At 39.8% G+C, this 14,549-nt stretch carries 10 protein-coding genes; 8 read left to right on the top strand and 2 right to left on the bottom strand.

Going from position 1 to position 14,549, the window contains the following annotated elements:
* Positions 1-1,112 precede the first annotated feature (1,112 nt).
* The 6 genes from AC6HVZ_RS10325 (at position 1,113) to hutG (ending at position 7,974) form a co-directional block, all read left to right on the top strand.
* The gene (locus AC6HVZ_RS10325; protein WP_497558073.1) at positions 1,113-1,421 is read left to right on the top strand and encodes a TIGR04104 family putative zinc finger protein; all 309 of its coding nucleotides are present in this window, start codon (positions 1,113-1,115) and stop codon (positions 1,419-1,421) included.
* Positions 1,422-1,551: 130 nt separating this feature from the next.
* Entirely contained in the window at positions 1,552-2,001 is a 450-nt protein-coding gene (locus AC6HVZ_RS10320) for a GNAT family N-acetyltransferase (RefSeq protein ID WP_497558072.1), read from the top strand.
* Positions 2,002-2,594: 593 nt separating this feature from the next.
* On the top strand, positions 2,595-4,157 hold the full coding sequence (gene hutH, locus AC6HVZ_RS10315; protein WP_497558071.1) for a histidine ammonia-lyase: 1,563 nt from the start codon (positions 2,595-2,597) through the stop codon (positions 4,155-4,157).
* Positions 4,120-5,772: a urocanate hydratase gene (gene hutU / locus AC6HVZ_RS10310; RefSeq protein WP_497558070.1), complete on the top strand. Its 1,653-nt coding sequence runs from the start codon at positions 4,120-4,122 to the stop codon at positions 5,770-5,772. Before hutH ends, hutU begins: the two co-directional genes overlap by 38 nt.
* Before the next feature lie 4 nt (positions 5,773-5,776).
* Positions 5,777-7,030 carry an imidazolonepropionase gene (hutI, locus tag AC6HVZ_RS10305; protein ID WP_497558069.1) on the top strand — a complete coding sequence of 418 codons (1,254 nt, stop codon included), beginning with the start codon at positions 5,777-5,779 and terminating at the stop codon, positions 7,028-7,030.
* On the top strand, positions 7,027-7,974 hold the full coding sequence (gene hutG, locus AC6HVZ_RS10300; RefSeq protein ID WP_497558068.1) for a formimidoylglutamase: 948 nt from the start codon (positions 7,027-7,029) through the stop codon (positions 7,972-7,974). Before hutI ends, hutG begins: the two co-directional genes overlap by 4 nt.
* A 52-nt stretch (positions 7,975-8,026) precedes the next feature.
* Here hutG and AC6HVZ_RS10295 read toward each other — a convergent pair whose 3' ends face one another.
* Positions 8,027-8,362, bottom strand: a complete 336-nt coding sequence (locus AC6HVZ_RS10295; protein WP_497558067.1) for a winged helix-turn-helix transcriptional regulator — start codon at positions 8,360-8,362, stop codon at positions 8,027-8,029.
* Between the two features lie 228 nt (positions 8,363-8,590).
* Between AC6HVZ_RS10295 and AC6HVZ_RS10290 the strand changes: the two genes are divergently transcribed.
* Positions 8,591-9,832: an aminopeptidase gene (locus AC6HVZ_RS10290; RefSeq protein WP_497558066.1), complete on the top strand. Its 1,242-nt coding sequence runs from the start codon at positions 8,591-8,593 to the stop codon at positions 9,830-9,832.
* Positions 9,833-10,413: 581 nt separating this feature from the next.
* Here AC6HVZ_RS10290 and recQ read toward each other — a convergent pair.
* Entirely contained in the window at positions 10,414-12,567 is a 2,154-nt protein-coding gene (gene recQ, locus AC6HVZ_RS10285; RefSeq protein WP_497558065.1) for a DNA helicase RecQ, read from the bottom strand.
* 226 nt (positions 12,568-12,793) lie between these two features.
* Between recQ and AC6HVZ_RS10280 the strand changes: the two genes are divergently transcribed.
* Positions 12,794-14,452: an FAD-binding dehydrogenase gene (locus AC6HVZ_RS10280; protein WP_497558064.1), complete on the top strand. Its 1,659-nt coding sequence runs from the start codon at positions 12,794-12,796 to the stop codon at positions 14,450-14,452.
* Positions 14,453-14,549 lie beyond the last annotated feature (97 nt).

The following is a 14,549-nucleotide window of genomic DNA, read 5'->3' as shown; positions in this document are numbered from 1 at the left end:
AAAATGTTTTAGAAATGTGTGTAAAGTATGAAGGTGAATGAAGCGAAAGTTACTCGCCATTGTTTGGATTGCAATATATGGAGCGGAAAAAGACGAATTTTGAGGAATGGGTTTTATGGTTCCATAACATATACAATTGGAAACTAGATGAGAGAGCTCTAATAACGACATGTAAGATTGCAAAAATTTAAAAAACCGTATAATTAAATTAGGAACAGGTATTTTATCATCAACTAGTTATGGGAATTTAAAGAAATGGGCTTCTTTGTGTTCCTATCGTTAAAAGCAAGAAAAGAAAGCCGTGTTGTGACTAGTCCCCACACATTGCTTTCCTTTTTTATGCGACGCTTAACAACCAAATAGCTTTATTGGATTAACCGAATACTTTGCAACTTATGAGGATGAGTAAAAGAAAAAACAGAGGATGCAACTGGTAAGTAGTTCACTTGCTGTGAAGAAAAAACAAAATTACAAAACATTTAGCGTACTAAACTAAATCGCACATATATCTAGTACGCTGTTTTTAACTGATATGACAACGTTTGAATGAATTACTCAACATTTCCCCATCCTTATTAGCACCATAAACACTAATCATTGACCTAAAGTGCTGATAAAACGGATCCAAATTGCTTTGCTAAAATACATTTTAATATAAGTGCTGATTTAGCGTGCATTGTGCAAAAATAGGGATGCAATTTTAAATATTAACCAAGCTTTTGAATATTTATGTTAAAATAAATCAAAACATTGTAATAAAATGATCTTGAAATAGACGTATTGGGTTGAAACTTTATGCAACAAACGGGACAGTTAGTGAAAATGTTGTAGTGGTGTAAATCCGTAATAATCTGAGGAGGGATAATGTGAAAATTTTACTCTTTGTTATAGTATCCAGTTTACTTGTGTATATGAATATCACCCCCCATTTAACGGGTTTGCGTTTACGGCGGTCAATAAAAGTAAATAAGCAAAAATGCTAACCAATCGTTCCATTATAGGGTGCTTATCTGGAATAAGAAATGCCTTCCATATTCGGTTAAATAGCGGTTTAATTTGTAAAGGAATTTAACATTATTCTTTCAAGTTACTGCGAGGAGGTTAGTGTAGAATTGCCAAAATGTAAATCTTGTAACCGACAGCTTAAGTGGAAAAGAGTCTATACATCATTATGGTTTCCACGTAAGGTAATAAAATGTAGTGAATGTGGAACTAACCATAATATATCTTCACATACACATAGATATATTTCGTTATCCATTCTTATACCGATGCTATTATTAGGGTTGGTGCTAACTAGTTTATTATCACTCACATTTCCTATGAATCTTATTGTTGGTATAGTGCTGATCTTATTTTTAGGGATGCTTATTTCATTATTTATACCATATTTTATAAAACTAAAATCTAATTCAGTTTAATTAATCATTACAAAGCTAAACAAATGGGCGCTTTACAGGAACAAATTCCAAAGCGGCTATACTATGTGTGAAGAAAACAGAAAACTAACGATCCATAAATTATGAATCATGATGTAGGAGGTTTAACTAGATGGAGGTAAGTATTTTCAAAAAATGTGATTTCGAGGAAACGAAAAAACTATTTCTAGATGTATTTTCAAATGAACCTTGGTTTGATAAATGGAATAATGAAAAACAGTTAAATTCATATTTGAAAGATTTGACCGAAAATAATAACTCGCTTTCATTAGCTCTCTATGATGAAAAAGATGAGCTCATTGGTTGCTCATTAGGTTATATTTTTAACTGGTGGGAAGGTCGGGAATATTTTATTAAGGAATTTTTTATTTCGAGAAAAAAGCAAAATCAAGGATCAGGTAGTACTTTTCTTACTCTAATAAATGATATATTGAAAACTGAAGAGATTAAGCATATAACATTAGCCACTGAAAAGACGGTTCCAGCTTATCAATTTTATCAAAAAAATGGATTTTCAGTTTTGAAAGATTCAGCGTTCCTGGTAAAAAAAATCTCTGAATGAAATGACGTTTATCTGTAGATCTTAGTTATTCCACTATAGGGCCGATTGTTGAAGAATCAAATGAAAATAATAAAAGAAGCAGCTCAATTCAATGTGATTTGAGCTATTTTATTTTTATGATAAAAACCTTATTACTATAAAGTAATTTTTTAAAATGCATTATTTTCCTTGTTAATTAGCCTATTAATAATGGTCTATTAATGTTGATATTTAATAAGGTAATCATATTGATATTATAAGTATTTTCCACGTTAAGTGAACATCTTATGCAACTGGTACTAACTCTTTATGTTCATACTTTTTATGGTTGCTATCACTTGTGGATCGAGTAGAATATAAAAAGCTCTAGCAGGTTACATCTTGATAAAAAAATACCTTTCACTTTCAGAAGTCTTGCTTTATTTCCGGAAAACGCTTACAATAATAATAAGCTTATGAATAGAATAAGTACTGGAGGGCTGACATGATTTTAATTGTAAAGGCAGCGAACCCATTTAAATGTGATATAGCAAGGAGGCGTGGTTGATAACCATAGCCTCCTTTTACTTTGTCTGCTTTACTGTGATAAAGCAGTACCATGGAGGTGCAGTAATGTGATCAATTTAACTGGAAAAACGTTAACGCTGGATGAAGTGAAACGGGTCGTTTTTAAAAATGAATCTGTACGTTTATCTGCTGAGGCAATGACGAAAGTAGAAGAAAATAGATATACCGTTGAAGCAATGCTAACTGAAAAAAGGACAATGTATGGGATTAATACAGGATTTGGTAAATTTAGTGATGTCATCATTGAGGATAAAGATTTGGATGAGCTGCAGCTGAACCTTATTCATTCCCATGCCTGTGGGGTGGGCGAACCTTTTTCAGAAAAAATTAGTCGGGCCATGCTGCTGCTTCGTGCCAATGCATTATCGCAAGGACATTCTGGTGTAAGACCGGTATTGATTGAGCAATTAATTAATTTTATAAACGTAGGGATACATCCGGTTATTCCTCGTCAAGGTTCGCTCGGTGCCAGTGGCGATTTGGCACCTCTATCCCATTTGGCATTAGCTCTGTTAGGGGAAGGTGAAGTGTATTACCAGGGAGAGCGAGTAGAAACGAGGTATGTACTTCAGGAAGAAGACCTAACCCCATTAATATTAAAAGCGAAGGAAGGCCTGGCGTTAATTAATGGGACACAGGCTATGACAGCCGTTGGTGTGGTCACCTATTTGGAAATGGAGAAGCTTTTACATCAAAGTGAGCATATTGCTGCGATGACGTTAGAGGGACTTCAGGGAATTATGGATGCATTTGATCAGGATTTGCACCAAGTTCGAGGACATCAGGAGCAAATTGATGTAGCAGAAAGAATCCGCCAAATTCTATCTGATAGCAAACTGACAACAAGACAAGGAGAACAGCGCGTTCAGGATGCTTACTCACTAAGGTGCATCCCGCAAGTGCTGGGGGCATGCTGGCAATCTGCGCTATATGCTAAAGAAAAGCTCGAAATAGAAATGAATGCCGTGACAGATAATCCGTTAATTTTTTCCGAATCTAACAAGGTAATCTCAGGCGGGAATTTCCATGGTCAGCCAATCGCATTTGCAATGGATTTTATAAAACTGGGAATTGCTGAAACTGCAAATATTTCTGAAAGAAGAATTGAACGATTAGTAAACCCGCAGCTCAACGATTTACCTCCATTTTTAAGTCCAAATCCCGGACTTGAATCTGGTGCGATGATTATGCAATACAGTGCTGCATCACTTGTTTCGGAAAATAAAACTCTTGCTCATCCTGCGAGTGTTGATTCGATTCCGTCCTCGGCAAATCAGGAGGATCACGTGAGCATGGGAACAATTGCTGCAAGGCATGCACTGCAAATGCTTACAAATACGAGAAGGGTTGTAGCGATCGAGCTTATTTGTGCCATGCAGGCGGTGGAATATCGGGGGATTGAAAGAATGGCTACATCCACCAGAAAATTGTATAAAAAAACCCGGAATATTGTGGCAGGTATTACAAAAGACAGGGTATTTTCAACAGATATTGAAAAACTGACAGATTGGCTTAAAAACAGTGAAGAAAGTGATGTTAGACAAATGACAGTGGTTGAGAGGAGAGAAGCTTATGAACGATCGGAGTGTAAAAGCAAAAAAAGGACTTGAACTTGAATGTAAAGGATGGGAACAGGAAGCGACTTTACGAATGCTCTACAATAACCTGGATCCTGAAGTGGCAGAAAATCCAGATGAACTTGTCGTTTATGGTGGTATCGGAAAGGCAGCACGAAATTGGGAAGCCTTTCAAGCCATTGTTAAAACATTGCGTAAGCTGGAAAATGATGAAACGATGCTGATTCAGTCAGGAAAGCCTGTTGGTGTTTTTAAAACACATCAGCATGCACCACGAGTACTTCTTTCTAATTCCGTGCTTGTTCCAAAGTGGTCCACATGGGAGCATTTCCATGAACTTGATCAAAAGGGTTTAATGATGTACGGGCAAATGACTGCAGGCAGCTGGATTTATATTGGGACACAAGGGATTCTTCAAGGTACCTATGAAACATTCTCGGCACTTGCAAAAAAGCATTATAATGGAACGCTGAAGCATACAATCACGCTGACGGCAGGACTTGGTGGAATGGGCGGTGCACAGCCACTTGCCGTGACCATGAATGAAGGTATTGTGATAGCTGTTGAAGTTGATCAGAGCCGCATCGAAAAAAGGTTGAAAACCAACTATTGTGATGTTATGACAGATGATTTGGCTGAAGCAATCAATCTTGCAAAGGAAGCCAAAAAGGATGGGAAGGCTTTATCTATTGCGCTTCTGGGAAATGCAGCAGAGGTTCATCATGAACTTCTCAACAAAGATATCCAAATTGATATTGTAACAGATCAGACTTCTGCACATGATCCTTTGAATGGCTATGTTCCAATAGGATTCACGATAGAAGAAGCAGCGAAATTACGCAAGGATAATCCGAATAAATACACCCAGCTTTCCAAACAGAGTATGGCAAAACATGTGGAAGCGATGCTGGCATTTCAAAAAGCAGGATCAATCGTTTTTGATTATGGAAATAACATCAGACAGGTAGCGAAAAATGAAGGGGTTAAAGACGCTTTTAACTTCCCGGGGTTTGTTCCTGCATATATTCGTCCATTATTCACAGAAGGAAAAGGCCCGTTCCGCTGGGCAGCACTCTCGGGGGATCCAGAAGACATTTACAGAACAGATCAACTAATCAAGGAGCTTTTTCCCGAGAATGATGCCCTAATACGCTGGATTGACTTGGCACGTGAAAAAGTTGCTTTTCAAGGACTGCCATCCAGAATTTGCTGGCTTGGCTATGGTGAGCGTATGAAAATGGGCTTGGCTATAAATGAATTAGTCCGCAAAGGGGAAATAAAAGCACCGATCGTGATTGGGCGTGATCATTTGGATAGTGGATCTGTTGCATCACCAAATCGTGAAACAGAAGGGATGAAGGATGGCAGTGATGCAGTTGCGGATTGGGCTGTTTTGAATGCACTAATCAACACGGCAGCTGGTGGCTCATGGATATCCTTCCATCATGGTGGAGGTGTCGGTATGGGATATTCCCTGCATGCAGGAATGGTCGTAGTAGCTGATGGAACAGAGCTGGCTAAAGAACGTCTGGAGCGTGTATTAACAACAGATCCGGGCATGGGAGTTATCCGTCATGCAGATGCGGGCTATCAGACAGCGATCGATTTTGCTGAAAATCATGATATAACGATTCCGATGAAGGGGTGAGATCATGCAAGTGGATATAGTCATAACAAATATTGGTCAGCTTTTGACAATGGATAAAAAAGGTCCCGTTAAGGGGAGCGATATGAATGATTTAGCCATTTTGGAAAATGCTGCTATAGGCATTAAAAATGGAAAAATAGAATGGATTGGAACAGCTGATGTGGCAAAAAACATCCAAGCAAATACTACCACAGATGCCCAAGGAAAGCTTGTCACACCAGGACTTGTAGAGCCACATACCCATCTTGTCTTCGGTGGATCACGGGAGCAGGAAATGGCACTGAAGCAGCAGGGTGTACCTTATTTGGAGATTCTAAAGCAAGGCGGCGGCATATTATCAACGGTAAATGCTACAAAAAAAGCTTCCTACGATGAATTACTGGAAAAGGCCCTCTTTCATTTAGACAGAATGGCTGCGTACGGGATTACAACAGTGGAAGCTAAAAGCGGCTATGGACTTGATAAAGATACAGAACTTAAACAGTTGAAGGTTGCCAAGGAAGCTGGAGAAAAACATCCACTCGACATCGTTTCTACCTTTCTGGGGGCACATGCGATTCCACCAGAGTACAAAGATGATTCTGAAAGCTTCCTCTATCTAATGGCAGAGCTTTTTGATGAAATAAAAGCTGAAAATCTAGCAGAATTTGTTGATATTTTTACAGAAACTGGTGTTTTTTCGGTTGACCAGTCCCGACCTTATTTGCAAAAAGCGAAGGAAAAAGGATTTGGGGTTAAAATTCATGCAGATGAAATTGACCCACTTGGTGGAACGGAGCTTGCTGTCGAATTAGGTGCGATTAGTGGCGATCATTTGGCTGTTACTTCGGATGAGGGAATAAAGCAGCTCGCAGGATCTGACACGATTGGTGTTATTTTACCGGGAACAAGCTTTTATCTTGGAAAAGATACGTATTCCAGGGCAAGGGAAATGATTGATGCGGGTGCGGCAATTGCTATTTCGACAGACTTTAATCCGGGCAGTTCTGTAACGGAAAACCTGCAGCTAATCATGTCACTTGCTGCATTAAAGCTGAAGCTGTCACCTGAAGAAATTTGGCATGCAGTTACGGTAAATGCAGCACATGCGATTGGGCGTGGGGATGAGGCAGGATCGATTACAGTTGGAAGAAATGCAGACGTTGTCATATGGGATGCACCGAATTATATGTACATTCCCTATCATTATGGGGTGAATCATGTAAATACAGTGATAAAAAAGGGCTCGGTTATATTTGAAAGGCAGGAGATACGATGAAAGAATTACGTCATTTAAAACCAGCTGGCGAGGCTGTTTTTAAAGATAGGTATACAACAAAGGCAAGGGAGCTGTTAGAAAATTATGCGCCAGGAGTGAAGCGTGAATTTGCAGTTGTTGGTGTTCCTTTATCTAAGCCGTCCATCAGTCATTCGGGTGCTTCTTTTGCGCCCACTGCCATTCGCACAGCACTGCAAAGCTACACAACCTATTCTGGAGAAGAGAGGATGGAGTTAACGAATCGAATCATTGACTTTGGTGATATTTACATGAACCCAACAGATATTATAGGAAATCAAGCACGAATTACGGAAGGACTTACAGATGTTTTTGCAACTAATGCGGCAAACAACTGGATGATCTTAGGCGGGGATCATTCGATCAGCTATTCCTCGATTAAAGCATTTGCTGAAAAGAAAAAGGTTGGTGTTATTCAATTTGATGCACACCATGATTTACGTAATACAGCGGATGGAGGGCCGACAAATGGCACCCCGTTTCGCAGGTTGCTGGAAGATAACGTAATAAAAGGAGAAAATTTATCGCAAATAGGCATACGCGATTTTACAAATGCTGGGGCTTATGATGAATATGCCAAGGAACAAGGGGTTACAGTCTATACGATGGCGGATGTGGAACGTTTATCATTAACAAAACTATTGGAGATTGAGATACAGAGATTGGCTGAGGTCGTTGATGTGATTTATTTATCTGTGGATATGGATGTACTTGATCAGGCATTTGCCCCCGGCTGCCCGGCAATTGGCCCTGGTGGAATGGATAGCAAAACCTTATTACAGGGAATTTTACTTGCAGCACATCATGAAAAGGTGCAGGCAATGGATATTGTGGAAATAGATCCAACGATTGACTTTCGTAATATGACAAGTCGGCTAGCAGCTTATGTGATGTTGCAGTTTATCAAGGGGAAAACGAATAAATAATTTTAACTATTGAAGAAAATCAAAGAGCTGTGAACGTCAACAGCTCTATAAATTATGCATTTTGTTCACCTGTTTGCACGGCTGGTACATAGTCATCAGCCCAGGATTGTATTTCCTTGATAACTGGCTCCAGAGCTTTTCCTTTATCAGACAAGGAATATTCGATCCGAACAGGAAATTCAGAATATATATTTCGCTCAACAATACCTTCTTTTTCGAGCATTTTTAGTCGATCAGAGAGTAACCGTCCGCTAATAGGCAAATCCGCTTCCATTTCTGAGAAACGTTTTGTGCCTTTTAATAAATCAAATAAAATAAGCCCGACCCAGCGTGTGCTAAGAAGCCCCATTGCTTTTTCGAAACGGGGACATAACTCTTCCATGATCATCACCTCGCTCTACTTTATTAGGATACGCATGAGTAGTGAAAAATTAATAACATAGATTACAAAAAGTAACCTATTACAATAATAGCATACACTTATTGCTGAGTAAATAGTCATGACTTATATAGTAGGGTAGTATCGGGTTTTTATAAACAATTAGAATTTTGTAATTTCCTTGATTTTGTGAAATAATAACGGTAGATAAAATAACAATTATTTGGAGGTAACCATATGGTAAGTCAACGAACACAAGAGAAATATGCTGAACTGGCACTGCGCACAGGAGTTAATTTGCAAAAAAATCAGGCATTGATGATTAATGCACCAATTGAAGGAGCAGATTTTACAAGGATTGTTGTTCGCAAGGCCTATGAAATGGGTGCTAAAGATGTACATATTAATTGGGTTGATGATGAACTGACCTTGTTAAAGTATGAAAATGCGCCAGACGAAGTAATCACCAATTATCCTGAGTGGCGGGTGCTATTACATGATAATTTTGCCAAAGATGGTGGAGCAGTATTAAATATTCGCTCCACAAATCCTGATTTATTAAAAGATATTGATCCAACACGTGTAGCGAAAGCGAATAAAGCTGCCGCACAAGCAATGAAGAATTTCCGAAAGTACACAATGAATGACCGGATTGCATGGTCGATTATTTCTATTCCAACAGGCGATTGGGCACAGAAAATCTTTCCGAATAAGTCACGAGCGGATGCGGTGGAAAGTCTATGGGAGGCAATTGTGAAAATTGTTCGTGTTGATCAGGATGACCCGGTTGCAGCTTGGGATGCGCATAATGCAACATTAAAAACTGCCCGTGAAGTATTAAATGAGAAGAATTATAAAAAACTAATATTCAAAGCACCAGGAACAGAACTGGAAATGGAGCTTCCCGAAGGACATATTTGGAAAGGCGGATCAGCCGAAACGGAGGGTGGCGTGACATTTAATCCAAATATGCCGACAGAAGAGGTTTTCTCCTTGCCACATAAATATGGCGTTAATGGAACTGTTTCAAGTACAAAACCACTGAATTACGGTGGCAGCTTAATCGATAATTTCAGCCTAACCTTCAAGGATGGCAAAGTGGTTGATTTTAAAGCAGAACAAGGTGAAGACACATTAAAACACCTGCTTGAGACAGATGAGGGAGCTCGTCACTTAGGGGAAATTGCACTCGTGCCGCACGAATCACCTGTATCACAATCTGGTTTGATTTTTTATAATACATTATTTGATGAAAATGCCTCCTGCCATATTGCGCTCGGAAAAGCCTATCCGACAAATTTAGAGGGCGGCTCAGCAATGGATGATGAGCAGCTTGATGAACATGGGGTAAATGACAGCTTAACACATGTTGATTTCATGATTGGCTCAGAGGAACTGGATATTGATGGTGTAAAAGCAGATGGAACCACAGAAGCCGTTTTCCGAAGTGGAACATGGGCTTTGGATGTGAAGGGATAAATAAATAGTGTAATGTGAAACGCTGTGCCTTTTGGGGCATGGCGTTTGTTGTTGGGTTTGAAATAAAAAATGATCGGTTGATAAAAAGTGCAGGATAGTTTTTTATTAGTTAATTTAAACCAAGAGAAACTTTAAGTAGAGTGGATCTAACATTTCATAAAAGATGTGAAGAAGATTTAAAAGGGATTCCAATGACAAACTTGATATTGCATCAAATACCACCAACACTTCCTACATTAATCCTTAAGGTATTCATCACTAGCTTTATCAAACTTTATCAAAAAAAAACCACATCAAGGATAAACCAGCACAACCTTAATCCTAACCTGTCCATGAGACTGCCGCTCAAGGACAAAACAGCTCAAATCCAAGCGTAACCTGTCCATGAGAGTGTCCCTCAAGGACAAACCAGCCCAAATCCAAGCGTAACCTGTCCATGAGACTGCCGCTCAAGGACAAAACAGCTCAAATCCAAGCGTAACCTGTCCATGAGACTGCCTCTCAAGGACAAAACAGTTCAAATCCAAGCGTAACCTGTCCATGAGTGCGCACTTCCCATGCCACAAAATAGCTATAGTTCTTTACATATACCCATTCTTCACAAGCACAGCCTTAATCTTCGTATAATCAAATTCCTCAGGCAAAGCTTCTTTCAATGGTTTCAACCGTGGTTCATCAATTTCCTCGCGTGCTGCAAGTACAGCTGTCTCTTCTTCATCATTAAAGAAAATTCCCCACGCAACAGGATAGCCATCCTTGAATGCTTTGAAAATATGATTTTCTATTGTTTGCTTGGAAAATTCACGGATAACAGCAATATCCTTCATGGACTTTCCGGATTGAAGCATTTGATAGCTGATTAAATGACTTGGTCGATCATCATCCATTTTCCTAGGTCTTGGCTTAGATGCAGTTGATGGACCATCAGAGATACGAATTTTCTTCTTCACATCCGTATTTCCTTCACGCCATTCCTTAATAACAGCCAGGAAGTCTTCCCCAAATTGTTCAAATTTTTTCTCGCCGACACCTTTAATTTCAAGCATATCTTCCTTCGTCAAAGGGAAGTAGCGGCTTAATTCTTTGAGGGTTGCGTCCGAGAATAATACGTATGGTGGGACGTTTTTGGCATCGGCAATTTCTTTCCGGATTTTGCGTAATGCCTGGAACAGATCTTCATGATAATCAGCATCATCACTTGTCGGAATTGGTGCTGTAAACATTTCGACTGGTCTAATGCCTTTTAACACAGCAACTGAATTTTGATTTAAGCGTAATGTAGGAAATTTTCCTTCTTCTATAGATAATAGCTGCTCAGCGATTAAAAAGTGGATCCATTCAGTTAAATCCTTCTCTGTATAAGCGGATAATATTCCGTAGGTGGAAATGCTGTTGAGTTGAAAATCCTTGATCTTTTTGTCTCTGGATCCTTTTAAAACCTTCGCAGTCATGCCTACACCAAAACGCTCACCCATCCGTTTTACGCAAGAAAGGATCATCTGCGCCTCTTCGGTAATATCCATTTTCTCCTGACGTTCCATACAATTGCTACAGCGACCGCAGGAGTCCTTCGCAGTCGAATCATCAAAATAGTCAAGAATAAATGAAGTCAAACAGCCATGTGTATGACAATAATTGATCATAGACTGTAATTTTCGGTACTCTTTCTGCTTGGATACATCATCCATAAAGGATTGCTCAATTAGAAATTTTTGTAATTGAACATCCTGTGGGGAAAATAGCAAAATACAATCACTTGGTTCCCCATCACGGCCTGCTCTGCCTGCTTCCTGATAGTAGGATTCAATATTCATCGGCATCGCATAGTGAATGACGTAGCGGACATTCGATTTATCGATTCCCATCCCAAAGGCATTTGTTGCAATCATAATAGATTTCTCATCATGGATAAATGCCGCTTGGGCTTGTTTGCGCTCTATTTCAGATAAACCAGCATGGTATTTGGAAACAGAGAGACCCCGTTTTGTAAGTTGATCATGTAAGGCATCTGCCTGTTTCCGAGTAGCGGTGTAAATGATGCCTGATTCATCCTGGTGTTCCTCTAAAAAAGAACGAATATAAGATGGTTTGTCCTTCCCTTTTACAATATGAAAGGATAAATTTTCACGCTCAAAGCCAGTATTAACAACATGATCACGATTAATCTGCAGCAATTCCTGAATATCAGAAATAACCTCATCCGTAGCTGTGGCAGTCAATGCAACGTATACAGGGATGTTCGGCAATTTTTTCAAGGCAGGTACGATGGATCGATAGCTTGGTCTGAAATCATGCCCCCATTGAGAAATACAATGGGCCTCATCGAAAGCTACTAATGCAATCGGGATATTTTTAATGACATTTACAAAGCTCATGGATTCAAACCGTTCTGGAGCAACATAGACGAACTTATATCGACTTGCAGCTGTTTCGTGCAGCCGGGATTGCTGTTCTGCCGCCGTGAGTGAGCTATTAATATATGTAGCGGGGATACCTAAGGAATTGAGTGCATCCACCTGATCCTTCATAAGAGAAATTAATGGGGATATAATAATTGCTGTTCCATCAAGTGATAACCCGGGAATTTGGTAGCAAAGAGACTTTCCGCCACCTGTTGGCATGACAGCAAGTGTATTGTTCATTTGTAATATTTGATTAATGGTTTCCTTTTGACCAGGGCGAAAGGATTCATAACCAAAATAGGTTTGCAGGATTTTTTCTTCTTTTACTAGCATATGTGGGCCCTCCTTTTCCTAGGTTAATCCTAACATATTTTCCCTAAGGGTAGGGCAGGATTATTAAAAATAGAATTTTACATAAAATAACTTGCTAGATTTGAAGTAATTATTCTGAGAAGTAGTAAAAAAAGTACTATATTTTAGGTTAAACGATTGACTTCTATTTTTAGAAAATACATACTATTTTAAAGTGGATAAATGAAGTTAAATGGGGGAGTTAATGATGGATTATGACGTTATCGTAGTGGGAGCAGGTCTTGCGGGGTTGGTTGCAACAGCGGAAATTGCTGATGCTGGAAAAAAGGTTTTACTTTTAGATCAGGAACCGGAAAGTTCAATTGGTGGCCAGGCATGGTGGTCTTTTGGTGGTTTATTTCTAGTAGATTCACCGGAACAGCGACGGATGGGGATAAAGGATTCTAAGGAATTGGCACTTCAAGACTGGATGGGTTCTGCTGGTTTTGATAGAGATGAAGAGGATTATTGGGGGAAGAAGTGGGCAGAGGCATATGTGGACTTTGCTGCAGGTGAGAAGCGGGCATGGTTACATGATATGGGACTCCGCTTTTTTCCAGTAATCGGATGGGCAGAACGAGGCGGTTATCTTGCTGAGGGGCACGGAAATTCTGTACCACGATTTCATATTGTTTGGGGAACAGGGCCTGCAATTGTCGAACCATTTGAGCGATGTGTACGGGGACATATGAAAAGTGGATTAGTAGATTATCTGCCACGTCACCGGGTTGATGAGCTTATACATGAAAAAGGGTCGATTATTGGTGTAAGGGGTGTAGTTCTTGAAGCAAGTCCAGCTGCCAGAGGAGAGGAAAGCTCCAGAAAAGTGATAGGAGAGTTTGAATATCATGCTGAAGCTGTCATAGTATCTAGTGGTGGCATAGGTGCTAATTTTGAGTTAATCCGTAAAAATTGGCCAAAGCGACTTGGTGAACCTCCGAAAAATATGATTTCCGGTGTGCCTGCACATGTCGATGGTAGGATGCTTGCTATTACGGAAGAAGCTGGTGGTAAAATCGTTAACCGTGACCGTATGTGGCATTATACGGAAGGAATAAAAAATTGGAATTCAGTTTGGAAGAACCATGGGATCCGAATTCTTCCAGGTCCATCTTCCGTTTGGCTTGATGCAGAGGGACAACGTTTACCAGCCCCCAATTTCCCGGGGTTTGATACACTGGGAACGTTAGAAGCCATCCAAAAAACTGGCTATGATTATTCTTGGTTTATTTTGACGCAAAAAATTATTGAACGGGAATTTGCGCTCTCTGGATCGGAACAAAATCCTGATCTGACAGGCAAAAGTATTCAAAAGCTGTTATCCCGTTTATTGCCGGGTGCTCCATCCCCAGTAAAAGCATTCATGGATAAAGGAGAAGACTTTATTGTTGCTGACAATATCGATAATCTAGTTATTGGCATGAATAAATTAACTGGAGAAAAGCTAATAAAGACAGTGGATGTTGAACGGCAAATCCAGGCAAGAGACCGGGAAATTGAACATAAATTTACGAAGGATCTGCAAATAGCAGCACTTCGTGGAGCACGAAATTATCTAGGTGACAAACTTATTCGTGTTGCGGACCCGCATAAAATTCTTGATCCAAAAAATGGCCCTTTAATTGCTGTTCGTTTACATATTATTAGCCGCAAAACGCTGGGGGGACTGCAAACAAACTTGGATGCACAAATATTAAATGATGCCGGAGAGGCAATTCCAGGCCTTTATGCAGCAGGAGAAGTTTCTGGCTTTGGAGGTGGCGGTATGCATGGCTACAGAGCATTAGAAGGGTCCTTCCTTGGAGGATGCCTATTTACCGGTCGTGTTGCAGGTCGTGCTGTTGTGAAGGAATTAGGAAGGAAATAGGACTGCCCCCTATTGAAGGATAGTCATATACTAAATCACTTCTAAACTGAATACACAAAAGCACTTGGGGGAATTGCGCCCAAGCGCTTTTGACTTA

Source organism: Oceanobacillus sp. NCCP-135, from assembly GCF_059698015.1.
This window is presented reverse-complemented; position numbering and strand designations above follow the sequence as displayed.